23 protein-coding genes are annotated in these 24,984 nt (G+C 71.2%); 10 read left to right on the top strand and 13 right to left on the bottom strand.

Translation table 11 applies throughout. The annotated features are described in order from the left end of the window. Positions 1–7 precede the first annotated feature (7 nt). A complete protein-coding gene (gene secA, locus BJ986_RS11040) occupies positions 8–2,947 on the top strand; it encodes a preprotein translocase subunit SecA (RefSeq protein ID WP_179422022.1) in 2,940 nt (979 codons plus the stop codon). 19 nt (positions 2,948–2,966) lie between these two features. On the opposite strand, the gene BJ986_RS11045 is transcribed toward secA, so the two are convergent. Further along, complete coding sequence (locus BJ986_RS11045; RefSeq protein ID WP_337795173.1) at positions 2,967–3,527, bottom strand: Rv3235 family protein; 561 nt, start codon at positions 3,525–3,527, stop codon at positions 2,967–2,969. Then, positions 3,524–4,348 (bottom strand): LysM peptidoglycan-binding domain-containing protein, encoded by an 825-nt coding sequence (locus BJ986_RS11050; RefSeq protein ID WP_179422023.1) that lies wholly within the window; start codon positions 4,346–4,348, stop codon positions 3,524–3,526. Before BJ986_RS11050 ends, BJ986_RS11045 begins: the two co-directional genes overlap by 4 nt. 198 nt (positions 4,349–4,546) lie before the next feature. Here BJ986_RS11050 and BJ986_RS11055 point away from each other — a divergent pair, with 198 nt between their 5' ends. Continuing rightward, positions 4,547–5,113, top strand: coding sequence for a hypothetical protein (locus BJ986_RS11055; protein ID WP_179422024.1), 567 nt, complete (start codon positions 4,547–4,549; stop codon positions 5,111–5,113). Positions 5,114–5,184: 71 nt separating this feature from the next. Here the strand turns inward: BJ986_RS11055 and BJ986_RS11060 are convergent, their stop codons facing one another. Further along, positions 5,185–5,409, bottom strand: a complete 225-nt coding sequence (locus BJ986_RS11060; protein WP_179422025.1) for a helix-turn-helix domain-containing protein — start codon at positions 5,407–5,409, stop codon at positions 5,185–5,187. A gap of 260 nt (positions 5,410–5,669) precedes the next feature. On the opposite strand from BJ986_RS11060, the gene BJ986_RS11065 reads away from it, so the two are divergent. Together BJ986_RS11065 and BJ986_RS11070 are read left to right on the top strand one after the other, a co-directional pair. Beyond that, positions 5,670–6,344: a CpaB family protein gene (locus BJ986_RS11065; protein WP_179422026.1), complete on the top strand. Its 675-nt coding sequence runs from the start codon at positions 5,670–5,672 to the stop codon at positions 6,342–6,344. Next, positions 6,341–7,627: a nucleotide-binding protein gene (locus BJ986_RS11070; protein ID WP_179422027.1), complete on the top strand. Its 1,287-nt coding sequence runs from the start codon at positions 6,341–6,343 to the stop codon at positions 7,625–7,627. The genes BJ986_RS11065 and BJ986_RS11070 overlap by 4 nt, the downstream gene beginning before the upstream one ends. 47 nt (positions 7,628–7,674) lie before the next feature. Here the strand turns inward: BJ986_RS11070 and BJ986_RS11075 are convergent, their stop codons facing one another. After that, positions 7,675–8,991: a hypothetical protein gene (locus BJ986_RS11075; RefSeq protein ID WP_179422028.1), complete on the bottom strand. Its 1,317-nt coding sequence runs from the start codon at positions 8,989–8,991 to the stop codon at positions 7,675–7,677. After that, positions 8,988–9,437, bottom strand: a complete 450-nt coding sequence (locus BJ986_RS11080) for a cupredoxin domain-containing protein (RefSeq protein WP_179422029.1) — start codon at positions 9,435–9,437, stop codon at positions 8,988–8,990. The genes BJ986_RS11075 and BJ986_RS11080 overlap by 4 nt, the downstream gene beginning before the upstream one ends. A gap of 40 nt (positions 9,438–9,477) precedes the next feature. Here BJ986_RS11080 and BJ986_RS11085 point away from each other — a divergent pair, with 40 nt between their 5' ends. From BJ986_RS11085 to BJ986_RS11095, 3 genes are read left to right on the top strand one after another with little or no spacing between them, the layout of a single operon-like run. Further along, entirely contained in the window at positions 9,478–10,902 is a 1,425-nt protein-coding gene (locus BJ986_RS11085; RefSeq protein WP_179422030.1) for a wax ester/triacylglycerol synthase family O-acyltransferase, read from the top strand. Beyond that, positions 10,899–11,921 carry a patatin-like phospholipase family protein gene (locus BJ986_RS11090; protein WP_179422031.1) on the top strand — a complete coding sequence of 341 codons (1,023 nt, stop codon included), beginning with the start codon at positions 10,899–10,901 and terminating at the stop codon, positions 11,919–11,921. The genes BJ986_RS11085 and BJ986_RS11090 overlap by 4 nt, the downstream gene beginning before the upstream one ends. Before the next feature lie 43 nt (positions 11,922–11,964). Further along, on the top strand, positions 11,965–12,387 hold the full coding sequence (locus BJ986_RS11095; protein ID WP_179422032.1) for a DUF6912 family protein: 423 nt from the start codon (positions 11,965–11,967) through the stop codon (positions 12,385–12,387). Between the two features lie 9 nt (positions 12,388–12,396). On the opposite strand, the gene BJ986_RS11100 is transcribed toward BJ986_RS11095, so the two are convergent. Beyond that, the gene (locus BJ986_RS11100; RefSeq protein WP_179422033.1) at positions 12,397–13,212 is read right to left on the bottom strand and encodes an alpha/beta fold hydrolase; all 816 of its coding nucleotides are present in this window, start codon (positions 13,210–13,212) and stop codon (positions 12,397–12,399) included. 78 nt (positions 13,213–13,290) lie between these two features. Here BJ986_RS11100 and pruA point away from each other — a divergent pair, with 78 nt between their 5' ends. Then, positions 13,291–14,919, top strand: coding sequence for an L-glutamate gamma-semialdehyde dehydrogenase (pruA, locus tag BJ986_RS11105; protein WP_179422034.1), 1,629 nt, complete (start codon positions 13,291–13,293; stop codon positions 14,917–14,919). A 60-nt stretch (positions 14,920–14,979) separates the two neighbouring features. On the opposite strand, the gene BJ986_RS11110 is transcribed toward pruA, so the two are convergent. The 7 genes from BJ986_RS11110 to BJ986_RS11140 all read right to left on the bottom strand — a co-directional run bounded on the left by BJ986_RS11110 (position 14,980) and on the right by BJ986_RS11140 (position 19,058). Further along, positions 14,980–15,471: a DUF2505 domain-containing protein gene (locus tag BJ986_RS11110; RefSeq protein ID WP_179422035.1), complete on the bottom strand. Its 492-nt coding sequence runs from the start codon at positions 15,469–15,471 to the stop codon at positions 14,980–14,982. Between the two features lie 69 nt (positions 15,472–15,540). Beyond that, on the bottom strand, positions 15,541–16,440 hold the full coding sequence (locus BJ986_RS11115) for a 5-oxoprolinase subunit C family protein (RefSeq protein ID WP_337795175.1): 900 nt from the start codon (positions 16,438–16,440) through the stop codon (positions 15,541–15,543). After that, complete coding sequence (locus BJ986_RS11120) at positions 16,437–17,099, bottom strand: carboxyltransferase domain-containing protein (protein WP_179422036.1); 663 nt, start codon at positions 17,097–17,099, stop codon at positions 16,437–16,439. The genes BJ986_RS11115 and BJ986_RS11120 overlap by 4 nt, the downstream gene beginning before the upstream one ends. Positions 17,100–17,105: 6 nt before the next feature. Next, positions 17,106–17,876 (bottom strand): LamB/YcsF family protein, encoded by a 771-nt coding sequence (locus BJ986_RS11125; RefSeq protein ID WP_179422037.1) that lies wholly within the window; start codon positions 17,874–17,876, stop codon positions 17,106–17,108. Then, positions 17,873–18,433 (bottom strand): hypothetical protein, encoded by a 561-nt coding sequence (locus tag BJ986_RS11130; protein ID WP_179422038.1) that lies wholly within the window; start codon positions 18,431–18,433, stop codon positions 17,873–17,875. Before BJ986_RS11130 ends, BJ986_RS11125 begins: the two co-directional genes overlap by 4 nt. Then, positions 18,430–18,810 (bottom strand): hypothetical protein, encoded by a 381-nt coding sequence (locus tag BJ986_RS11135; RefSeq protein WP_179422039.1) that lies wholly within the window; start codon positions 18,808–18,810, stop codon positions 18,430–18,432. The genes BJ986_RS11130 and BJ986_RS11135 overlap by 4 nt, the downstream gene beginning before the upstream one ends. Positions 18,811–18,899: 89 nt before the next feature. Then, positions 18,900–19,058, bottom strand: coding sequence for a DUF6131 family protein (locus BJ986_RS11140; protein WP_179422040.1), 159 nt, complete (start codon positions 19,056–19,058; stop codon positions 18,900–18,902). Positions 19,059–19,300: 242 nt separating this feature from the next. Here BJ986_RS11140 and BJ986_RS11145 point away from each other — a divergent pair, with 242 nt between their 5' ends. Both BJ986_RS11145 and BJ986_RS11150 read left to right on the top strand, forming a co-directional pair. Continuing rightward, positions 19,301–24,202, top strand: a complete 4,902-nt coding sequence (locus BJ986_RS11145) for an NAD-glutamate dehydrogenase (protein ID WP_179422041.1) — start codon at positions 19,301–19,303, stop codon at positions 24,200–24,202. A gap of 8 nt (positions 24,203–24,210) precedes the next feature. Beyond that, positions 24,211–24,924: an MOSC domain-containing protein gene (locus BJ986_RS11150; protein WP_179422042.1), complete on the top strand. Its 714-nt coding sequence runs from the start codon at positions 24,211–24,213 to the stop codon at positions 24,922–24,924. Positions 24,925–24,984 lie beyond the last annotated feature (60 nt).

The raw sequence follows: 24,984 nt of genomic DNA on the forward strand, positions 1-24,984 counted from the left end.
ATATTGCGTGTCCAAGATCGTCGAAAAGCTGCTGCGTGCCGGTGAGGGCCGCATCCTCAAGAAGCTGCACGGGATCGCAGCCCAGGTGAATGCCATCGAGGAGGACTTCGCCGCGCTCACTGATGCCGAGCTGCGGGCGGAGACCGATGTCTTCCGCAAGCGCCTGGCCGACGGCGAGACGCTCGACGACCTGCTCCCGGAGGCCTTCGCCGCGGTCCGCGAGGCGTCCAAGCGCACGCTCGGCAAGCGGCACTTCGACGTGCAGCTGATGGGTGGCGCGGCCCTGCACCTCGGCAACGTCGCGGAGATGAAGACCGGTGAGGGCAAGACCCTGGTCGCGACCCTGCCGTCCTACCTCAACGCCCTTGAGGGCAAGGGCGTCCACGTCGTCACGGTCAACGACTACCTCGCCGAGTACCAGTCCGAGCTGATGGGCCGCGTGCACCGCATGCTCGGCCTGGAGACCGGGGTCATCCTCGCGTCGATGACGCCTGAGCAGCGTCGCGTCGAGTACGCCAAGGACATCACGTACGGCACCAACAACGAGTTCGGCTTCGACTACCTGCGCGACAACATGGCCTGGTCGGTCGACGAGCTCGTCCAGCGCGGCCACAACTTCGCGATCGTCGACGAGGTCGACTCCATCCTCATCGACGAGGCCCGCACGCCGCTCATCATCAGTGGCCCGGCCGACGCCGCCACCAAGTGGTACACCGAGTTCGCCAAGATCGCCCAGCGGCTGACCCGTGGCGAGCTGGAGTCCGGCGAGGGCGACTACGAGGTCGACGAGAAGAAGAAGACCGTCGGCGTGCTCGAGGCCGGCATCGCCAAGGTCGAGGACTACCTCGGCATCGACAACCTCTACGAGTCCGTCAACACCCCGCTCATCGGCTACCTGAACAACGCCATCAAGGCCAAGGAGCTGTTCAAGCGGGACAAGGACTACGTCAACATGAACGGCGAGATCCTCATCGTCGACGAGCACACCGGGCGCATGCTCGCCGGCCGTCGCTACAACGAGGGCATGCACCAAGCGATCGAGGCGAAGGAGGGCGTCGAGATCCAGAACGAGAACCAGACGCTCGCCACGATCACGCTGCAGAACTACTTCCGCATGTACGACACCCTCTCGGGCATGACCGGCACCGCGCAGACCGAGGCAGCCGAGCTGTACTCGATCTACAAGCTGGGGGTCGTGCCGATCCCGACCAACCGCCCGATGGTCCGCAAGGACCAGCCCGACCTCGTCTACCGCACCGAGGAGGCGAAGTTCTCCGCCGTCGTGGACGACATCGCCCAGCGGTATGCGCAGGGGCAGCCGGTGCTCGTCGGCACCGTCTCGGTCGAGAAGAGCGAGTACCTCGCCGACCAGCTGCGCCGCCAGGGCGTCCCGCACGAGGTGCTCAACGCCAAGCAGCACGAGCGTGAGGCCGCCATCGTGGCCCAGGCCGGTCGCAAGGGCGCCGTCACCGTGGCGACCAACATGGCCGGTCGAGGCACCGACATCATGCTCGGCGGCAACCCCGAGTTCATGGCGGTCGCCACCCTCAAGCAGCGGGGCCTGGACCCCGTGGAGACGCCGGAGGAGTACGAGGCCGCCTGGGACGAGGCGCTCGCCAAGGCCGAGGAAGCCGTCAAGGCCGAGCACGACGAGGTCACCGAGCTCGGGGGCCTCTACGTCCTGGGGACCGAGCGCCACGAGTCGCGCCGCATCGACAACCAGCTGCGCGGTCGCTCGGGCCGCCAGGGCGACCCCGGCGAGTCCCGCTTCTACCTCTCCCTGCAGGACGACCTCATGCGGCTGTTCAACGCGGCCATGGTCGACCGGTTCATGACCACGGCCAAGATGGAGGACGACGTCCCGATCGAGTCCAAGATGGTCAGCCGCTCGATCCAGAGTGCGCAGGGCCAGGTCGAGGGCCGCAACTTCGAGATCCGCAAGAACGTCCTCAAGTACGACGACGTCCTCAACCGCCAGCGCACCGTCATCTACGACGAGCGCCGCCGCGTCCTGGAGGGCGAGGACCTGCACGAGCAGATCCGCCATTTCATCAACGACGTCGTCGGCGGCTACGTCGACGCCGAGACGTCCGAGGGCTTCGCCGACGACTGGGACCTGGACCGCCTGTGGACCGCCCTCAAGACCCTCTACCCGGTGTCCATCACCCCGGACGACGTGCGGGCCGCCGAGGGTGACTCGCTGACGCGCGAGTCGCTGCGCGAGCACATCACCTCCGACGCCCACCACGCCTACGACGCCCGCGAGGCCGAGCTCGGCGAGGAGGTCATGCGCGAGGTGGAGCGTCGGGTCGTCCTGTCGGTCCTCGACCGCAAGTGGCGCGAGCACCTCTACGAGATGGACTACCTCCAGGAGGGCATCGGCCTGCGGGCGATGGCCCAGCGCGACCCGCTGGTCGAGTACCAGCGGGAGGGCTTCCAGCTCTTCGAGGCGATGAACGAGTCCATCAAGGAGGAGTCGGTCGGCTATCTGTTCAACGTGCAGGTCGACGTCGACCAGCCGCAGGCCGACGCACCGGCAGTCCAGCCGGTCAGCGTGTCCGACATGCTGGCGGGTTCGGGGCTGTCGTCCGCCGCGACCGAGGTCGACCAGCACGTCGACCAGCCCGTGGACGCCTCACCCGTGTCGAGCAACGGTGGACCAGCGCCCGAGCCCGACCTCGTTCCGGCCGAGTCGGTCTCGGCGTCGACCTCTGGCGACACGCACCCGACCTTCCGCGCCAAGGGTCTCGAGCAGCCCCAGCGTCGTGCGCAGGAGCTGCAGTACTCCGCGCCCAGCGAGACCGGTGACGTCGAGCGCCGCGCAGTGGGCTCGGCCGGCTCGGTCGGCGACACGTTGTCGGAGGAGCAGCTCAAGGGCGCCACCCGCAACGGTCCGTGCCCGTGCGGTTCGGGCAAGAAGTTCAAGATGTGCCACGGGAAGGTCTGACCCCGACTCGATCCCGGGTTCAGCCGACCTGAAGGGCCTCCACCCGCCACCGGCCGTCGAGGCCGACCAACCGGAACGCCAGCGCACGCACCCTTCCCCCGTCCACCACGACGGCGCTCGCCTCGGCAACCCCGTCGGCAGGCTCGCAGACCCGCACCCCACGCACGATGGTGCGGCGGGTCGGCAGTGCCCCGCGCCGAGCCGAGACGGCGGCGCGGCGGGCCACCGCGGCATACACCTCCGGGGTGGTCCATCGGAGCACCTGCGGTGCGGGGCGCGCTCCGGCCATCACCTCCACCAGCCCCTGGGCGATGTGCCCGGCCCAGACACGCGGATCGGGCAGGTCGTCGCGGCGGGTGGGGCGCTCGCCGAAGAGCTGGTCGTCGCTCCACAGGTCGAAGTCGATGGCGAGCGCGTCCTGGACGTACCGGGTCGAGCCGACGTCGCCAGGAGACCAGGACTCGGTCTCGGTCAGCACCGGCGGGCGGGTACGAGGGGCCGGCATGATGCGCAGCGGGGTGAGCCGCGAGGGCGACTCCGCCGTCCGGGGGAGCGTCGACCGGCGCGCCGAGCCGCTCACCGCCGCGCTCCGAACGGCTCGCCGGAGGCCGACGGCGCGGCGGGCGGGGATGATGGGTTCGGTGGTCGCAGGACCTGACCGGGCAGGAGCAGGTCGGGATCGTCGCCGATGACCGCGCGGTTGGCTCGGTACCAGGCCGGCCACGCGTCGGCGACCTCGGCGGCGGAGGCGTCCGGCCCCAGCTGGCGGCGGACGAGGTCCCACAACGTGTCGCCCCGGTGGACGACGATCTCGGGTGTCGGACGGGACGTGCGGCCGCCGGTGACCAGGCGCGACTCGGGCTGAGGTCGCTGCACGGGACGTGACGGGGTCCACCCCGGGACGGGGTCGTGAGCCAGCGCCGGAGCCAGCACGGGAGCCAGCACCGGAGCGGGCGCTGCATCTGGCGCGCTCACCTGGCTTCGCACGGTGACGGTGAACGCGGGGGTCAGAGCTGACGCCGACGGCGCAGGCCCGCGCTGGCCGTCGGCAAGGGCGGTCCCCGGCGTGAGGGACGCGCCGAGGGCTGCTCCGACCATGACGGCCGCGACGCGACGGCAGAGGGCTGGTGCCCACGCCCGAGCACATCGGTCCGCTGCGTCGCCGACCCGGCCGGGCAGGTGCGCCAGCAGCGCGGCAACCGTGCTGGCGGCCAGCCAGGCGCCCAGGGCCGCACTGACGGCCAAGGCGAGGAGGGTCACCAGCTCCGGCAGGCTCTCGGGGCCCGGCGCGAGCACGATCTGCCACTGTTCCAGAACAGCCCGGACGAGGAAGACTTCGAGGACTCCCAGGACGAGCAGCGCAGAGGTGGCGCAGATCCCCAGACGAACGATGCGGTTCATGATTCCCCCCGGAACCTCGTTTTGCATGTGTTTGCGTTTGATAGACCCTAGTAGCCAGCACCTGCCGATGGCAAGACTGGTCGGCGCTAGAGTCGCGCAGGCCCAGCCTTGTTCGTCCGGGATCACGGCTTGGCGGCGCGGGGGCGGGGGCCGACCGTGGGAAAGCCGGAGGAACGCCGGCGGAAAGGGGGGCACGGGATGCGCTGGGACGCCCTGTTCGAGGACCTCGCCGGCCAGTGGAATGCGGAGTCGAGGCGGGAGCTCGACGCCGAGGTGGCCGATCGGACCCGGCGCGAGCGCGCCTCGGTCGGCTTGTACGAGCGGCTGTCGGCGGCCGGGACCGATCTGCTGACGGTCACGCTGCGCAGCGGCGACGTAGTCAGGGGGCGGGTCGCCGACGTCGGCGACGGATGGCTGTTGCTCGCCAGCCATCCGGGCGCGCCACCGGCAGGCGCATCTTCCGGCGCTGCCCTGGTCCCGTTCGCGGCCGTGACCGCCCTGACAGGGCTCTCGTCCCGCGCTGGGGGCACCACCCTGGGGCGCCGGTTCGGGCTCGGCTACGCCCTGCGTGGGTTGAGCCGGGATCGTGCGACCGTGCTCCTGACGGACCTCACGGGCGCCGTCGTGACCGGCACGATCGATGCGGTCGGTCGTGACGTCCTGGAGCTGAGCCAACACGCGGCGGACCTGCCGAGGCGTCCCGAGAACGTCACCGGGCGCCGCCTGGTGCCCTTCGCCGCAGTGGTCCTGCTGCGCCCCGCGTGATCCTGGCTCTCACGGGGACCCCAACCCGGAGACGGCCGGCGCGGGGGCGCAGCAGGAGGTCTGTCAGTCAGTCACTCCTGACCCTGCCCGAATGGGTGCGCCGCCACGAAGGTCTTCGTCTCGCTGTACATCCGCTGGATGTACCCCTCGAGCTCGGCGACCTCGACACGCCACTGACCGCGGCCGCCGACCTTGATGGCCGGCAGCTCCCCGGACCGGACCAGGGCGTAGGCCTGGGCGGATGAGATGTCGAGCACTTCCGAGACCTCAGCCAGCTGAATGAAGCGCTTAGCCACGTCAATCCCCTCTTCCCTCACCAGTCGACTTGACTGGATACATACGTTCTCTTGACCGAATTTTTACCATGTTCTTGTGGCTGCGTCTGGTCGTTGCGCAGATTCTGACATCTATAGCTGTTTGGGGGAGTTGGCCTGCCGACCTTGTGGATGACCCGCGGACCTGTGGATTGAACAGACGGTGGACCGTACCGGTGCGCCATGATGGCTCGGCCGGTGGGGACGAAAAGGTCGGCAACCATGATGAAGGGGACATCACCATGACGGATCTTTCCGTGCCCAGGGCCACGAGGCTGCAAACGCCGGGGTGGCGGGACGCCAGGCTCGTCGTGGGGGTGATGCTGGTGGTCACCTCGGCGGGCCTCGGCTCGTTCGTGGTTGCCCACGCCGACGACAGGACGCCTGTGTATGCCGCGCGGGGACCGCTCGTGCCCGGCCAGCGGCTCGGGGACGACAACCTCGTCCGGGTCGACGTCCAGCTGGGATCCGACCTGTCCCGCTACCTCGGCGCGGCGGCGGAACTCGGCCCCGACCGGTACGTGCTGCGCGAGGTCGGGGCCGGAGAGCTCGTCCCCGCGGCAGCGGTGGGCGGCAAGGACCAGGTCGGCGTGCAGCCGCTGACCCTGTCCATCGGCGCAGGCTCCGCGGCGGCGCTGCGCGTCGGCTCCCGCGTCGACGTCTACGTCAACCCCGCCGACCGTGGGGCGGCCGCTGCAGGCAAGGGCTTCACCGGCCCCGAGCTCGCCCTCGCCGGCGTGTCGGTCTCGAGCCTGCCGAGGACCAGCGGCGGCCTGGGGGGCGGCGCAGCGGGCGACCGTCCCATCCAGGTGATGGCTCCGACCCACCAGATCAAGGAGATCATCGGGATGGTGGACCTCGGCGCGCGGGTCACGGTGGTGCCCGTCGCAGGGACATCCCTGCGGGTCGACCAGTGACGCGTTCGGTCATCGCCGCGCTCAACGGCCCCTGGGAGTCCGAGCTGGTGTCGGCCGTCGAGGCCACGGCGGGCTACACGGTGGCGCGACGGTGTGCCGACCTGTCTGACCTGATGGCCGCGGCAGCCGCAGGTTTCGGGCAGGTCGCCCTCGTGTCGGCCGACCTGCGCGCCCTCGACCGGCCGGCGTTGCACGAGCTCTCCGCCCATGGGGTCGAGGTCGCAGGCGTGGTGGCGCCGGGTGACGACCTCGGGGAGCGCCGGCTGCGCCAGCTGGGGCTGACCGTCGTGCTGCGAGCCGACCTGGCCAGCCACGAGATCGACGATGCGCTGGGCTTCCTCGACGTCCAGGGCGCGCGGACTGCGGGCGTGGAGGTGTTCGCGGGCGCGGGGGTGTCGGAGGCGTCGGCGCTGGCGGTCGGGTTCGCGGAGGACTTCGGAGAGCCGGCCGCACCGACTGTGGCTTCCAAGGTCATCGCCGTCTGGGGACCGACGGGGGCGCCCGGACGCAGCACGGTGGCCCTCAACCTCGCGGCGGAGCTGGCCCGCAGCGGCTCCACGCTGCTCGTCGACTGCGACACCTACGGCTCCTCGGTGGCGCAGTCCCTCGGCCTGCTCGACGAAGCCCCCGGGGTGTCCGCTGCGGCCCGGGCCGCGGACCAGGGGACGCTCGACCTCGCCGCGCTCGCTCGGCTCGCACCCCAGGTGTGCCCCGGCCTGCGGGTGCTGACCGGCATCCCGCGTGCGCAGCGGTGGACCGAGCTGCGCGCGCCGTCCGTGGCCCACCTGCTGACCATCGCTCGGCAGCTGAGCCAGTTCGTGGTGATCGACTGCGGCTTCGCGATCGAGGACGACGAGGAGCTGTCCTACGACACGCTCGCCCCACGACGCAACGCCGCCACGCTCACCACCCTCGAGTCCGCCGATGAGCTCCTCGTGGTCGGCACGGCCGATCCGGTCGGCCTGCAACGACTGGTCCGGGCCGTGCAGGACCTGGCAGCGGTCCCCTCGCCCACGCCGCGCGTCGTCGTCAACAGGGTGCGTCCTTCCGCCGTCGGCGCCAAGCCGGAGCGGCGCATCGCCGACGCCCTCGGGCGGTTCGCCGGCATGGAGGACATCACCTACCTCCCTTGGGACCAGGAGAGTCTCGACGGTGCGATGTTGGCCGGGACGACACTGGCCGAGCATGCGCCGCACTGCGAGCTGCGGCAGGCGATCGCGTCGCTGACGACCCTGTATGTCGGGCGGGCACCCGAGCACGGTCGGCGACGCCGGCGCCGTTGAGGACGCCCCGCCGCTGAGGACGCCGCCGTCGCTGAGGACTCAGCAGGTCAGGAGCTGAACAGGAGGGTGAGACCGCCGACGGTGTAACCCACCATCAGCACCAGCAGTGGCACCTGGCCGAGCACCGCGGCGCGACGTGGGAACAGGGTGATGGCCCGCTCGTGTGCGGCGACGACACCCAGCACGTGGCCGGTGATGATGGCGACGACCTGGATCGTCGCGACCAGGCCCGGGGCGATCAGCGATGCGGACGGGGTCACGCCGCCCGTGCCGAGCCAGTTCGCACCGGTGCCGAGCGGGTCCGACATCTTCGCCAGCCCGTGTGTGCCCTCCCACACCCACAGCGACCAGTAGTGCGCGACGAGGTAGCCGGCGGCGATCGGGATGAGCGTGGGGGCGAAGGAGGTCGCGACCCCCCGCACGCTGACTCCCGCGAGCCGGGCGGAGACCACCGCCGCGGCATACAGGGAGGCGGCGACGACGACGCTGAAGGTGACCAGCGCGCCGGTCTCCCAGAGCCTCGCCGGGATGCTCGAGGACTGGACGAAGGTGTACCACCGGGTCTCGCCCGAGAAGCCGTCGTAGGCGGTCGTCCCCAGCATGACCGACGTGACCGCCAGCAGGCCCGGGGCGGCCGCGAGCTCGAGGGGCCCGTGCAACGGGGTGCGCAACGCCCAGCGACCGTCGGCGCGGCGCCCGAGGGGGCTGAGGGTGCCGTAGAGGGAGGACCAGGCGGTGAACGGGTCGCCCCGCCGCAGGTAGGGCTGGCCGAACGCCATCGCGAGCAGCAGGCTGAGCAGCAGGTACCCCAGGATCGCGATCCGCAGCACGGCCAGGGTCGCATTGTTCGGTGCGATCAGCTCGAGCCACGCGAAGGCCAGCAGCCCCAGTGCCGCGGGCCAGTAGCCGAGCCGGTACTCGGCCAGCGCGAAGTCCTCCTCGATCCGCAGCAGCGCGAGGATGCCGCGGTGCAGCCAGCGCACCGGGCTCACCAGGCGCCAGATGCCGCCGAACACCATCGAGATGAAGGCCAGTCCCACCCACAGCCAGACGTAGACCACCGAGGGGACGGGGTTGTTCGCGTTGTCCTGGCCCAGGAACAGCGCCAGCAGAGTCCAGCCAGTGGTGGCCAGGGACGCGATGACGAACAGGCCCCGCACCGGCGCGCTGTCGAGCGCCAGGGCGATCGGCATCGGCAGCAGCCGCCCGTCGTCGGGCCGCAACCGGGGCTGCTTCCACAGCGCACCCAATGCCACGAAGGACACGACGAGCGCGAGCCCCGCACCGATGAGCAGGAAGTGGAAGGGCAGGGGCAGGTCCGCGCGGGACCCGACACCGTGCGCCGGCACCGCGGCGAGGCTCACTGGACGGCGATCTTCAGCAGGCGCAGCTCGGGGTGGTGGGTCTCGACGTCGTAGACCCCCGGCTGGGCCCCCGTGACCGTCACGGACAGCGGCTTCCCGGCGACGAGGTCCTTCTCGATCTCGAACCCGTGCAGGTGCAGCTGGTCGGCGTGGTCGCTCGTCACGGTCAGGGTCAGGGACTCACCCACCCGCAGGCTGACCGTGGTCGGGGTCGGGGACACCTTGTTGCCGGTGACGGTGATCGCGATGGTGCGGCCCGTTGAGCTGGAGGACGGTGTGCTGGAGGACGGTGAGCTGGCGGACGAGCCCGAGGAGGACGAGCTCGACACCGTCGCGCTCGCGGTCCCGCCCGCCGTGCCGCCAGACCCGCCGCAAGCGGTGAGGGACGCGGCCAGGGCCAGTCCGGCGGCCCACGACAGGGGCTTGCCCAGAGTCATCTTCGTCACGAACCCGAGTCTAGGCAGCCCTTTCTGACACGATGAACGCGTGCCGGACCGACTGAGCTCCCTCGACGCGTCGTTCCTCTACCTCGAGGAGACGACCACGCCGATGCACGTGGGTTCGGTGATGGTGTTCGACCCGCCGAGCGAGGGGTTCGACTACGACCGGCTCGTGCAGCTCATCGCCACGCGGATCGCCTTCGTGCCGCGCTACCGCCAGCGGATCCGGCAGATCCCCGGTCGGCTCGCCAACCCGGTGTGGGTCGACGACGAGAACTTCGACGTGACCTACCACGTGCGACGCTCGGCGCTCCCCAAGCCGGGCACCGACGAGCAGCTCCAGGAGTTCGTCGCCCGCATCCAGCCGCGGGCACTCGACCGCACCAGGCCGCTCTGGGAGGTCTACCTCGTCGAAGGCCTGGAGGAGGGGCGGTTCGCCATCGTCACCAAGTCGCACCAGGCCCTCGTCGACGGCATCAATGCGGTGGACATCGCCCACGTCATCGTCGACGGCGACCCGGGCGCCGAGGGACTGGTCACCGACACCTGGCGTCCGTCGCGCGAGCCCAGCGACATCGAGCTACTCACCGGCGCGCTCGTCGATGCGGTCCGTCGCCCGAGCGAGGTCGTGGACAACATCCGCGGCGGGATCGTCGACGTCAAGGCCGTGGGCACCCGCGCCCTCACTGCCGCAGGCGATGTCGTCTCGACGCTGGCTCGCACCGCAGCCCGCCCGGCGCCGCACTCGCCGCTCAACGCCCCGGTCGGCGAGGCCCGCCGCTACGTCATGATCGGCACCGACCTCGAGGACTACCGCAAGGTCCGGAGTCGCCTCGCCCGCGGCAACTACGCCGACGACGTCTCCATCAACGACGTCGTGCTCGCCACCATCTCGGGCGCCCTCCGCTCCTGGTTGCTGACCCGTGGCGAGTCCGTCAACTCGGGCACCACGGTCCGGGCGATGGTGCCGGTCAGTGTCTACGACGCGGACGCCAGGCACCTCGGCAGCCGCCTCACCGCCTGCTTCGTCGACCTCCCCGTCGGTGAGCCGGGCCCCTCCATGCGCCTGCACCAGATCGCGTTCGCCATGCGTCAGCAGATGGAGGGCGGCCAGGCAGTGGGGGCCGAATCGCTTGCAGGACTGGCAGGATTCGCACCGCCGACCTTGCACTCCCTCGGGGCGCGCCTCGGCTCCGCCGTGTCGCGACGTCTGTTCAACGTCGTCATCACCAACGTCCCCGGCCCTCAGCACACCCTGTATGCCGGTGACGCGCGGATGCTGTCCACCTACCCCGTCATGCCCTTGGCCAAGGGCCAGGCGCTGAGCATCGGGCTGACCTCCTACGACGGCGGGGTCTACTACGGACTCAACGCCGACCGGGACTCGATGCCCGACATCGACGTCCTCGGGCAGAGCATCGTCGACTCCCTCGGTGAGCTGCTGGACAGCCACCGGTCCAAGGCGCGATGACGGCCACGTCGCGCTCCGGGGCCGCGCGTCCGCGCCCGAGCGGCCCGCGCCGCGGCCTGGTGCTCGGGGGCGGCGGGGTGCTCGGCGCCGCGTGGATGGTGGGCGCCCTCAAGGCTCTCGAGGACGAGCTGGGGGTCGACGCCCGCGACTTCGACGAGCTCGTCGGGACCTCGGCCGGATCCGTGCTCGCCGGGCTGCTGGCGTCGGGCGTCTCGGTCTCGGACCTGCTCGCCCACCAGCTGGACGGCGCCATCGACGTGGGACCGCTCGCGGGGTACTCCTGGAACTACGAGAAGGACACCGGTGGCGACCGGCCGGGCCTGCCCAAGGTCGGCCTCGGGTCACGAGAGCTGTTGCGTCGCAACGCCCGCAACCTGCGCCACCTGCCCCCCACCGCGCTGCTGTCGGCCATCCTGCCCGAGGGGCGGGGGAGCATCGAGGCGGTCGGGGCACTCGTGGGACACATCGTGCCGCACGGTTGGCCGCAACGGTCCGGGCTGACGGTGGTGGCCCTCGACTACGACACCGGTGAGCGGGTGGCCTTCGGGCGTGCCGACGCCCCGGTGGTGGACCTCACCGCGGCCGTGATGGCGTCGTGCGCGATCCCCGGGTGGTACCAGCCGGTGCGGATCGGCGAGCACCGCTACATCGACGGCGGCGCCTGGTCGTCCACCAACCTGGACCTCATGAGTGGCCTGGGGCTCGACGAGGTCTACGTCCTGGCACCCCAGGTCAGCTTCGTCCGGGACGCTCCGACCCACTGGCGCACCCGGGTGGAGCGGCAGTGGCGCAACCGCGTGACGCTGCGGGTCCTGCGTGAGCTGACCACGGTCCACCAGGACGGCGCCGAGGTGACGGTGCTCGGGCCCGGCGAGGAGGACCTCGAGGCGTTCGGTGCCAACCTGATGGACGTGAGCCGTCGCCCCGCCGTGATCGCCACCTCGCTGCGCACCTCAGCCGTGGCGCTGCGCGACCCCGCACCGCTGCCCGACCGCTCCGTGTTCGAAGATGTCGGATGACTCAGCGAGGACGTGGGATGAGAACGACGATGGTGGGACGAGCATGACCCAGACGCGGATCTACGTGCCGCTGCTCCCCGACGCCGTGCGCCGGCTTGCCGCCGACGGGCAGGTCGGGCCTGCGCCGGTCGAGGCATTCGGCGTCACCGAACGCATCGAGCGCGCGGACCCGACCGGCCTGGAGGAGGAGTGGGAGTATGCCGCGCTGTGCGAAGCCGTCGACGCCGCCGCCGGGCTCCAGGGCACAACAGTCGTCAAGCGCGTGGTGGCCGCCGCAGACGTCGACCCCGGGTCCGTGACCCCCGACGGGAGCCGGGAGGGTCTGGCTGCGCTGACCGTGTCGACCCCCGTGCCGCTGTCGCGCATCGTGTCGTTCCACGTCGACGAGACCGCGGGGGACCAGGGCATGGAGGACCTCCTCTGGTACGACGCGACCGAGCTCGACGAGGTGCTGCGCCTGCTCTGACCGGCAGGGTCAGAACTGGTCGGCGAGCCAGGGGTCGACGAGGGCATGGAAGGCGTCGGGCACGTCACGGCGCACACAGTGGTCCGCCGCCAGCAGCTCGATCCGCACGTGCGGGTTGTCGATCGCCTTGGCGCGCAGTCGGATCGGCTCGGGCAACAGCGTCGAGCGCTCGCCGACGACCACGAGGGTGGGCACCTCGATCGCGCCGACGAGCTCCTCCCACGGACGGGCGAAGGACGCGACCCCGAGGGCCAGGAAGTCGAGGTCGACCTCGGTCTTGGCCTGCGCCCACGGGGCGAACTCCGACTCGGGCCAGGTGGGGTTGTCCGCGCGACCCTGAGCGAGCTGTCCCTCGAGGTCCTCGGAGAAGGCCCGACAGTCCGCGATGCGCTCGGCGACCACCGTCGGGCTCTGCACCCGGAGCTCGGGGTCTCGCCACGCGGGCTCCTCGAGCACCGCCGCGCGCACGAGGTCGGGGTGGCGCGCGGTCAGGGCCGTCGCGATGCCACCGCCCATCGAGTGGGCGACGAGCGCGACCGGACCGCCGACGGCGGCGACCTGCTCAACCGTCGCCAGCGCCGCGGCATACATGTGCTCCATGGGGTCGGGCGACGCCCGCTGCTCCGGGGTGAACCGGGGCGAGCGGCCGTGCCCGAGCAGGTCCACCCCGACGACGCGGTAGTCGGGCGACCAGCGTCGGACCGCGTCGGGCCAGCAGTCGCCGGAGTCGCCCAGCCCGTGCAGCAGCACGATCGTCGGGCTGCCCGGGTCGGCGGGCCCCGACCAGCGGTAGGCGAGGTCGGCGGCGTCGAGGGCGGTCGGCATACGTGACACCATAGGTGCGCGCTGCGCTGACCACTGCCGCGCCCGAGCCACCGAAGCGACCCCGAGGAGCCTGCCCACATGGATGCCGTCACCCAGGTGCCCGTCCCCGTCAACGAGACCGTCCTCGACTACGCGCCGGGCAGTCCCGAGCGTGCCTCGCTCGAGGTCGCGCTCGCCGAGCTGGGCAGCGCCAGCATCGACCTGCCGCACACCATCGCCGGCAAGCGGGTCATGGGCACGGGCAAGAAGATCGAGGTGCGTCAGCCGCACGCCCGTCGCAAGGTGCTCGGCACCATGCGGAACGCGACGGTCGGCGACGCCCAGGCGGCGGTCGACGCGGCCAAGGCGGCAGCCCCCGGGTGGCGCGCGCTGTCCTTCGACGACCGCGCGGCGATCCTGCTCAAGGCGGCCGAGCTGCTCTCGGGGCCGTGGCGCGCCCACCTCAACGCCGCGACGATGCTCGGGCAGTCCAAGACGGCCTACCAGGCGGAGATCGACGCCGCCTGCGAGCTCATCGACTTCTGGCGGATCAACGTGCACTTCGCGCGGCAGATCCTCGCCGAGCAGCCGCCGCTCAACTCCAAGGGCATCTGGAACCGCACCGACCACCGGCCGCTCGAGGGCTTCGTCTACGCGATCACGCCGTTCAACTTCACCGCCATCGCGGGCAACCTGCCCACCGCGCCGGCCCTGATGGGCAACACCGTCGTGTGGAAGCCGAGTCCGACCCAGCAGTTCGCCGCCAACCTGACGATGGCGTTGCTCGAGGCCGCGGGTATGCCGCCGGGCGTCATCAACATGGTCACCGGCGACGGCCTCAACGTCTCGAAGGTGGCGCTGGCCGACCCCGACCTCGCGGGCATCCACTTCACCGGGTCCACGCCGACGTTCCAGCACCTGTGGCAGGAGGTGGGCGCGAACCTGCCCAGGTACCGCAGCTACCCGCGCCTCGTCGGCGAGACCGGTGGCAAGGACTTCATCCTCGCCCACCCCTCCGCCGACCCGGATGTGTTGCGGACAGCCATGATCCGCGGTGCCTTCGAGTACCAGGGACAGAAGTGCTCGGCGGCTTCCCGTGCCTACGTGCCGCGGTCCCTGTGGAAGAAGATCAAGGCCGACCTGGTGTCGATCACCAACGGGCTGAGCCAGGGCGACGTCACCGACCTGTCCAACTTCATGGGCGCGGTCATCGACGAGCGGGCCTTCGCCAAGCACAGCGCGGCGATCGACCGGGCCCACGCGACGCCCGGGGTGGACGTGGTCGCCGGCGGCACCTACGACGACAGCGAGGGCTGGTTCGTCCGCCCGACGGTGCTGGAGATCGACGACCCCACCGACGAGTCGTTCCGGACCGAGTACTTCGGCCCGATCCTGTCGGTCCACGTCTACCCGGACCGCCAGTACGACAAGGTGCTCGACCAGATGGAGAGCTTCGCGCCGTTCGGCCTGACCGGCTCGATCATCGCCCAGGACCGCATGGTCATCGCCGACGCCACCGAGCGGTTGCGCTTCGCGGCAGGCAACTTCTACGTCAACGACAAGCCGACCGGCGCCGTGGTCGGGCAGCAGCCGTTCGGTGGGGGACGGGCTTCCGGCACCAACGACAAGGCGGGCGCCGCGCAGAACCTGATGCGGTGGACCAGCGCGCGCTCGATCAAGGAGACGTTCAACCCGCCGACCGAGCACAGCTACCCGCACATGGGGTGAGGGGCGCGCGGCCGGCGGGCTGAGCGGGCCTCGGGCGGCTAGCGGGCGGCTGCCGGGCGGCTATCGGGCGAGCCACTCCTGGGCGGTCGTCGCCTCGATGTCGATGGCTTCCTCGATCGGCGGCGCGGCGGCCTTCTCGATCTTGCCCCCGATGAGGGGGACCCGGGCCTTGAGCTCGGCGTCGAGCTGTTCGACGGTGCCCGAGCCGCCCGGCGCGAGCGAGAGCGTGCCCTGGAGCGCGATCGGAGCGCCGGCCACGGCCATCTCGACGGTGCCGCGCCGGCTGCCGTCGGAGGACGCCGGGCCCCAGTCCTGCGTCTCGGTGACTTTGAGGGTCTCGCCCACCATCGACTTGGCGAAGTCGGGCAGCCCGTCGCTGGGCAGGATCCGCTCGGTGGTGATGACGGTGTGGTCCCCGGAGCTCTCGACCTTCGCGGTGTGCTTGATCGCTGCCGTGGCGGCACACTTCGCCTCTTGGAACTTCACGTCCGACAGGACCGTGAAGACCTCCTGCGGGGTGGCGGCGTACTCGATCGACTTGGCGATCTTCATGCGGCTTCTCCTGTCACGGCATCGGGGTGTCCACGGTGCGGTGGACGTCGAGTCGTCAGCGTAGCCACGTCACCGTCCGGGCGGGGACGACGCCTGCCGCAGCCGCACGAGCTGGCCCGGCACCAGCTGGGCGGCCCTGTCGCAGGAGGCGGGCGTGAGGACCCCGACGACGGGGTAGCCGCCAGTCACCGGGTGGTCGGCCAGGAAGAGCACGGGCCGTCCGTCAGCCGGCAGCTGCACGGCACCCCGGACGATGCCCTCGCTGGGCAGCTCCCGGCCGTCGAACCCGGGCGCGCGGGTCAGGGCAGGGCCGTCGAGGCGCACTCCGACACGGTCGCTCGCGCCGTCGACGCGCCAGGCGGGTTCGGTCAGCGCGAGCAGGTCGCCGAGCCACTCGTGGCGCGGACCCGGGGCCACGTCCAGGGTTGCTGCCCCCGCGGCAGGTGGGACGACGGGAGCGACGTCGACGAGGAGCTCGCCCTCGGGAGCCCCCACGGACAGCATGTCGCCGAGGCGCAGCGGGGCTGGTCCGAGCCCGGAAAGTGTGTCGTACGAACGGGATCCGAGTACCGTTGGCACGGCGATGCCACCGCGGACGCTGACATAGGTGCGCACTCCGGCCGCGGGGCTGCCCACCACCAGCACCGATCCGTCGCGGACGAGGAACGGCGCGGCATACCCGACCGGGGTCCCGTCGACGGTGGCTGGTCCGCGTGCACCGGTCAGCACCATCGTGACGCTGCCGCGCGCGCGCAGGGTGAGCCCGCCGTGGTGGCACTCGAGGGCCGCGAGGTCCGTGGTCTGGCCCAGCAGGCGCGCCCCGAGGGCGAACGCGCCGATGTCGGCCGCGCCGGAGGGGCCGACGCCGAGCGAGGCCAGCCCCGGTCGGCCCAGGTCCTCGACGAGCGTCAGCGGACCCGCAGCCATCACGTCCAGCCGGGCGTATGCCGCTGGCTCGCCTCCGGTCACCGGTCGCCTCCCGCGTCGACGAACCTGACCCGCAGTCCTGGCCGCAGCAGGGCCGGGGGATCGCGGTCCAGGTCCCACAGGACCACGTCGGTGTGGCCGATGAGCCGCCACCCGCCCGGGGAGGACCGGGGGTAGACCCCGCTGAACTCGCCCGCCAGCCCCACCGCGCCGGCGGGCACCCGGGACCGCGGGGTCGCCAGGCGCGGCACGGCCAGACGCGGGTCGCCGTCGACGAGGTAGGCGAACCCGGGGGCGAACCCGGCGAAGCCCACGCGCCACGACCGACCGGTGTGCGCGCCCACCACCTCGTCCGGCGACAGGCCGGTCAGAGCCGCCACGTCGTCCAGGTCGGGCCCGTCGTAGTGGACCGGGATCTCCACGGTCTCCATGGTCTCCACGGCCTCGAGGTCATCGCCGGACGCCGTCGACATCGGCTCCGGGGTCCGGGCCACGAGGCGGGCGGCCTCGGCACGGACTCCGGCCAGGTCCCGGGCGGAGGCCGCCACGAGCAGGAGCGTGCGTGCCCCGACGACCGCGTCGAGCAGACCGGGCGGGCGCTCGCGCACCCAGAGCCGGTGGTGCAGCGCCAGCACCTCGTCGAGCGAGTCGACCTCGACGAGGACCGCGTGCTCGCCGCTCGGCAGCACTCGCCCGGTCACGGCGCCCTAGCCGGGGACCGCGACGAACGGGGCAAGGGTGATGCCGGCGGCTTCGAGGCGGGCCCGGACCGCGGTGGCCATGGACACGGCCCCCGGGCTGTCGCCGTGGACGCACAGGGACGCCGCGTGGATGCGCAGCAGGACCGCGTCGACCGTCTCGACCTCTCCGGTGACGACCATCCGCATCGCCCGCGCCGCGACGGCTGCGGGATCGTGCAGCACAGCTCCGTCGCGACCTCGCGGCACGAGGGTGCCGTCCGCCAGGTAGCCGCGGTCGACGAAGGCCTCCGTGACGGTGGCGAGCCCGGCATCCTGCGCCAGGTCGAGCAGCAGCGACCCGGGCAGCCCGAGGACGGGCAGCGATGCGTCGACCCTGCGGACCGCCTCGACCACCGCGGCGGCCTGGGCCCGGTGGTGGACAACGGCGTTGTAGAGGGCCCCGTGGGGTTTGACATAGCGGACTGCCGTCCCGGCTGCCGCGCAGAGGCCCTGCAGGGCACCGATCTGGTAGACCACGTCGGCCACCAGGTCCGCGGGGTCGAGGTCGATGAACCGCCGACCGAACCCGGCGAGGTCGCGGTAGCCCACCTGTGCCCCGATGACCACCGAGCGTCGGGCGGCCAGCTCGCACACCCGCAGCAGCCCTCGCGGGTCGCCCGCGTGGAAGCCGCAGGCGACGTTGGCGCTGGTGACCACGTCGAGCATCGCCTCGTCGTCGCCCAGGGTCCACCGCCCGAACGACTCGCCGAGGTCGGCGTTGAGGTCGATCGTCGTCATCGGCGCAGTGCCCCGGCATGCGTGGCGAGCACGGCCTGGGACTGGCGCAGGGTGGCGGCCAGCCGATGGCGGCGCTGGCCGACCAGCGCGGCGACGGCGTCGAGGCGGGCCTGCAGCTGCTCGCGCGCGGCGTCCCGCTGGGCCGTCGCGGTGCCGTCGGCGACACCGCTGACGCCCCACACCGCGACGAGCTCACCGTCCACGACGCGCAGACCCGCAGCCTGCGCCTGCTGGGCGAGCGCCCGGCTCTCGGCGACGGCCTCGGCGAGGTCGCTGGCGTGGGCCTGGAGGGCGGCGCCGACGCGGTCGACCTCTCGTGCGGCGGCAGCGGCCCCGGCGTCGAGCACGTCCACCCGGCGCCTGGCTTGCATCAGGACGGGGGCGGCACGCGAACCCGCGCCGCCAAGGTCGGAGGGCCTGTCGGAGGGCCTGTCGAAGGAGCCGTCGAAGGCGTCGTGGGCCGCTCGTCCGCTGGTGCGGAGCCGGGTGGCCAGCTGCCGCAGCGTGCCGCCGAGCTGGGAGCACGAGGCGGGGTCGCCGTGGACGGTGCCGCTCACCGGTACGCCTCGCCCGAGCCGCGGTGCGCCCACCGCGTGGCGGACTGCCCGTCCGACCACTGCCCGTCTGACCACTGCGCCTCGGGCCGCTGGTCGGGGGAAGGCGGGCTCCCCGCGGTCACCCCGGCGTTCGTGCCGGCGCTCAACGCCGCGATCCGCAGGCGGTCGGCGAGGTCCGAGGCGGCCGCGTCGATCTCACGCAACAGGTCGGCGGCCTGCTCGACCCAGCCGTCGAGGGCTGCCTGGGTCTCCCGGTCGCCCACCTCCGGGAACTGCGCCAGGACCTCGGTGGCGCCCTGCCCTGCGCACTCGCGCAACGGCCCGAGAGCCGCTCCCAGGGAGCGCAGGCGGTCGGGATCGGCCGGAGCAGGCGGCATACCCATCACTGTAGTGAGGTGACGGCAACGGCCCCCGGAGATACCCACATGGGGCACTCCGGGGGCCGCTCTTCACGAACCAGGTCCGATCAGTACCAGTGCTTCCGGCCGCCGATGGCGCGGCCGGTGCCTCCCAGGATGGCCAGGACGAGCCCGACCACGATCAGGATGGCTCCGATGGTCACGAGAATCTTGAGGCTGGCGACCAAGAGGCCAAGAATCAGCAGGACGATGCCGAGGACGATCACGTGGAACTCCTTCTGTTCGTGTTGTGCAAACACCTCACTTCACCACAGATTCCGCGAAATCACACGTTGACCTGCGCAAACACGCGGGTGATTGGCCGCCAGAGGCAGGGTGTGCCGGGCGCGAGCGGCGAGCGATAGTCTCGGCTGCGGCGCACATCGTGGTGCACCCACGTGCATGACGATCCACTGTGCATGACGAACCACCGAGCATGACGATCCACGTGAGGATGAAGTCGACAGCCATGTCTGCGTCGCTGGAGCAGTCCCGTCAGCAACTCCTGCACACCGCCGCGGAACGCGCGGACCATGGGGGTGGTGAGGCGGTCGAGCAGTTCCTGCGGACCTACTACCGGCACGTGGCCACGGAGGACCTCCTGGCGCGGGCGTCCGAGGACCTGCTCGGGGCCGCGATGGCGCACCGCGAGCTGGCCCAGGACCGACCCGTCGGCACCGCCAAGGTCGAGGTCTTCAACCCGGAGGTCGAGGAGCAGGGCTGGACCAGCGGCCACACGGTCGTGCAGGTCGTCACTGACGACATGCCGTTCCTCGTCGACTCGGTGAGTGCCGAGCTCCAGCGCATGGAGCGCTCGGTGCACCTGGTGGTTCACCCGACGATGCGGGTCCGCCGCAAGGCCACCGGTGAGCTCGAGGAGCTCGTCCTGGGCGACGCCGACGGGCCCCCAGGGTCGGGCTCCGACGGCTCGAGCGACGGAGGTTTCGGGCTGGTCCGCGAGTCGTGGATGCACCTGGAGATCGACCGGGACAGCGATCCCGCCCAGCGCGCCGAGGTCGCCGAGGGGTTGCGCCGGGTGCTCGGCAACGTCCGCGAGGCGGTCGAGGACTGGCCCAAGATGAAGGCGACCTGCTCGCAGGTGGCGCAGGACCTCGTGGACTCGCCGCCCGCCGGCATACCGGCCGAGGAGGTCGAGCAGGCGCACGGTCTGCTCGACTGGCTGGCCGACAACCACTTCACCTTCCTGGGCTACCGCCAGTACGCCCTCGACCGTGCCGCCGACGGTGATCGGCTCGAGGCCGTCCAGGGCACGGGGCTGGGGCTGCTGCGCTACGACCGCCCCGGCGACGGGGTGCTGCTCAGCGAGCAGGCCAGTGCCGTGGCGCGGGCGCGCGAGCTGCTGATCATCACCAAGGCGAACTCGCGGGCGACGGTGCACCGCAACACCTACCTGGACTACGTGAGCGTCAAGCAGTTCGACGACGCCGGCGAGGTGACGGGGGAGAAGCGCTTCCTCGGCCTGTTCACCTCCAGCGCGTACACCGAGTCGGTGACCCGCGTGCCGGTGCTGCGCGACAAGGTCGCCAAGATCTTCGAGCGCACCGGGTTCCTTCCCGACTCGCACTCCGGCAAGGACCTGCTCGAGGTCCTCGAGAACTACCCGCGCGACGAGCTGTTCCAGGCCGGGGAGGAGGAGCTCTACGAGAACGCGACCGCGGTCCTCTACCTCCAGGAGCGCCGCAAGACCAAGCTCTTCCTGCGCCGCGACCGGTTCGGCCGGTTCGTGTCCTGCCTCGTCTACATCCCGCGCGACCGCTACAACACCGCCGTGCGGCTCAAGATGGAATCCATTCTGCGGCAAGCCTTTCCGGGTGCCACGGTGGACTTCACGACGAGGGTCTCGGAGTCGGTGCTGGCCCGCCTGCACTTCGTCGTGCGGGTGCCGGCGGGGGAGTCGATCCCGTCCATCGACGAGTCGGTGCTCGAGCGCCAGCTGATCGACGCGACGCGCACCTGGGACGAGGACCTCAGCGAGGCGGCCCGCACCGAGCACGGTGAGGAGGCGGCCGCGCGCCTGTCCGGGCTCTACGGACGCGCCTTCCCCGAGGCGTACAAGGAGGACTTCACCCCGCGTATCGGGGTGGCCGACATCCGCCACATGGATGCCCTGGAGCATGACGACTCGACCGGGCTCAACATGTACCAGGAGCCCGGCGCCCCGGCCAACGAGCGCCGCTTCAAGCTCTACCGTCGCAGCCCCCTGTCGCTGACGCAGGTCCTGCCGATGTTCACCCACATGGGGGTCGAGGTCGTCGACGAGCGGCCCTACGAGATCTCCCGCGGTGACGGTGTCAACCTGTGGGTCTACGACTTCGGCCTGCGGGTGCGCAACGACAAGGTCTGGTCCGGAGACGGCGGGCGCGACCGGTTGCGGGAGCTGTTCCAGGACGCCGTCGGCGCGGTGTGGCGCGGCGAGGCCGAGTCCGACGGGTTCAACGCCCTCGTCCTCGGGGCCGGGCTGACCTGGCGCCAAGTGGTCATCCTGCGCACCGTCGCCAAGTACCTGCGCCAGACCGGCTCGACGTTCTCGCAGGACTACGTCGAGTCCGCGCTCGCGTCCAACCTCAAGCTCGCCGGCACGCTGGTGGCCCTGTTCGAGACCCGCTTCGACCCCAGCCGGTATGCCGGTGCGGCCGGTCCGGAGCGCGAGGCCGCGCAGAGCGCGTTGTGCGAGCAGGTGACCAAGGACCTCGATGACGTCAAGAGCCTCGACCACGACCGGATCATCCGCGCCTTCCTCGGCGTGATCACCGCGACGCTGCGGACGAACTTCTACCAGGCCGACGCGTCGGGGGCTGACAAGTCCTACGTCTCGATCAAGCTCAATCCCAAGAAGGTGCCCGACCTGCCCGCCCCGCGGCCGCAGTTCGAGATCTTCGTCTACTCACCGCGGGTCGAGGGGGTCCACCTGCGGTTCGGGCCGGTCGCCCGCGGCGGTCTGCGCTGGTCGGACCGGCGCGAGGACTTCCGCACCGAGGTGCTCGGGCTGGTCAAGGCGCAGATGGTCAAGAACGCCGTCATCGTGCCGACCGGCTCGAAGGGTGGGTTCTACGCCAAGCAGCTGCCCGACCCGACTGTCGACCGAGACGCCTGGCTGGCCGAAGGCATCGCGTCCTACAAGGTGTTCATCTCAGGCCTGCTCGACCTCACCGACAACCGGGACGGGTCGCAGATCGTGCCGCCGCCCTCGGTGGTGCGCCACGACCCCGACGACTCCTACCTCGTGGTCGCGGCCGACAAGGGGACGGCGACGTTCTCGGACATCGCCAACGGCGTGGCCCAGTCCTACGGGTTCTGGCTCGATGACGGCTTCGCGTCCGGTGGGTCGGCCGGCTACGACCACAAGGCGATGGGCATCACGGCCCGTGGCGCGTGGGAGTCGGTCAAGCGGCACTTCCGCGAGATGGGTCACGACACCCAGACCCAGGACTTCACCGCCGTCGGGATCGGCGACATGTCCGGAGACGTCTTCGGCAACGGCATGCTGCTCTCGGAGCACATCAGGCTGGTCGCTGCCTTCGACCACCGGCACATCTTCGTCGACCCCAATCCCGTTGCTGCCACGAGCTTCCCGGAGCGCCAGCGGCTGTTCGACCTGCCCCGCTCGTCGTGGGCCGACTACGACACCTCGCTCATCTCCGCGGGCGGTGGGGTGTTCGACCGGTCGCTGAAGTCGATCGCCATCACCCCCGAGATGACCGAGGCGCTGGGCCTGCCCAAGGGCAGCACGTCGATGACTCCCGCCGCACTGATGAAGGCGATCCTGCAGGCGCCGGTGGACCTGTTGTGGAACGGCGGGATCGGCACCTACGTCAAGGCGGCCAGCGAGGGCAGCGCCGACATCGGTGACCGCGCCAACGACGCCATCCGCGTCGACGGCGCCCAGCTGCGCTGCAAGGTCGTCGGCGAGGGCGGCAACCTCGGCCTCAGCCAGCTCGGCCGCATCGAGGCAGCCCTGCACGGCGTGCGGGTCAACACCGACGCCATCGACAACTCGGCGGGGGTCGACACCTCCGACCACGAGGTCAACATCAAGATCCTGCTGACCGCGCTGGTCAAGGCCGGCGACATGACGCTCAAGCAGCGCAACACCCTGCTCGCGTCGATGACCGACGACGTCGCCCACCAGGTGCTGCGCGACAACTACGAGCAGAACGTGCTCCTCGGCAACGCCCGCGCCCAGGAGCACCCGATGCTCCCTGTCCACCAGCGGCTGATCCACTGGCTGGAGGAGCGGGGCGACCTCGACCGCGCCCTGGAGTTCCTGCCGACCGACACCGAGATCGACCGCCGGTTCGCGGCCGGCCTGGGCCTGAAGTCGCCGGAGTTCTCGGTGCTCGTGGCATACGCCAAGCTGGCGCTCAAGGAGGACCTGCTGCCCTCCGAGCTGCCCGACGACCCGTGGTTCCAGGCCACCCTCACCGAGTACTTCCCGGCCGCGCTGCGCGAGCAGTTCGCCGGCGAGCTCGCCGAGCACCCTCTGCGCCGCGAGATCATCACCAACTCGGTGGTCAACTCGATGGTCAACCGAGGCGGCATCACGTTCGCCTTCCGGGCCATGGAGGAGACCGGTGCGACCCCGGAGCAGATCGCCCGGGCGTTCGTGGTCTGCCGCGAGATCTTCGACCTGCCGACCTTCGTGCACGAGGTCGAGGCGCTCGACAACGTCGTGTCCACCGAGGTGCAGAGCCAGCTGTACCTGGAGTTCCGGAGGCTGATCGACCGGTCGATGCGGTGGTTCCTCACCTCGCGGCCCTCCCGCCTCGACGTCGCCAACGAGGTGGCCCGGTTCGGTGCGGTGGTCGGAGAGTTCGCACCCCAGATCCCCCAGCTGCTCAAGGGTGCCGAGCTCAAGCGCCTCCAGCGCAACGCCGCGGGCCTCGAGAAGCTGGGCGTCCCCGAAGCCCTGGCACTGAAGTCCGCCAGCCTGCTCGACCAGTTCTCGCTGCTCGACATCGTCGACATCGCGACCGACACGGGTGAGGCGCCCGCCGACGTGGCACCGCTCTACTTCGTGCTGTCCGAGCGGTTCGGCATCGACGCGATGCTCACGAGGGTCACGAACCTGCCGCGGGACGACCGCTGGGACGCCCTGGCGCGTGGTGCGCTGCGCGACGACCTGTATGCCGTGCTGGAGAGCCTGGTGCGGTCCGTGATCGACGCGTCCACTCCCGGGGTCAGCCCGGTGGAGCGCTTCGAGCAGTGGGCCAAGGCCAACGCGGAGAGCCTGACCCGGGCCAGGACGGCGCTGTCCGGCATCGAGCGGCTCGACAAGCCGAACATCGCGGCCCTGTCTGTCGCCCTGCGCACCCTGCGTTCGGTGATCCGCTCCGGGGCCGCGAGCTCCTAGGCATGGCGATGACGAGCAGCCAGTCGACGGACACCCAGGTGCTCCTGGTGACCCGCTACCCGGTGAAGTCCATGGGCGGGGAGTCCCTGTCGACGGTGGAGGTCGGGCCCACCGGGCTGCGCGGCGACCGGGAGTACGCGGTCTACGGCGCCGACGGCAAGCTCGCCAGCGGGAAGAACAGCCGCCGCTTCCGCCGGATGGACCCGGTCTTCGACCTCGTCGCAGCCACGCGTGAAGGGGACACCGTGGTGACCCTCGCGGACGGCACGGAGGTCGTGGTCGGCCACGACGGCTCGGACGCGATCCTGACCGAGCACTTCGGGGAGCCGGTCACGCTGCGCCCCGAGACCGACGTCATGCACCAGGACGCGGGGCAGCTGTCCATCGTCGGCAGCGCCACCCTCGTCGAGCTCGGTCGCCACGAGGGGGACGGTCGCCCGCTCGACCCGCGGCACCTGCGGGCCAACGTGGTGGTCCGGACGACGCAGCCCTATGCCGAGGAGGACTGGATCGGCCACGTGGTGAGCATCGGTGCGGTGCAGGTGAACGTCGCGGAGCCGATCGAGCGGTGCCGGATGGTCAGCGTGGCGCAGGTCGGACTCGAGGCCCGCCCGGACATGCTGAAGGCGATCAGCGACCACCACGACCTGAATGCCGGGTTGTACGCGTCGATCGTCCGGCCTGGGACGATCTCGGTGGGAGACCCCGTCACCATCGACTGATCCGCGACTTACCCGGCCGCCGGCGACTGGCGGCCCGGCCTGAGCCGGTGGCCCGGGCGC

The sequence above is a fragment of the Pedococcus badiiscoriae genome (assembly GCF_013408925.1).
In the GTDB taxonomy this organism is placed as follows: Bacteria; Actinomycetota; Actinomycetes; order Actinomycetales; family Dermatophilaceae; genus Pedococcus; species Pedococcus badiiscoriae.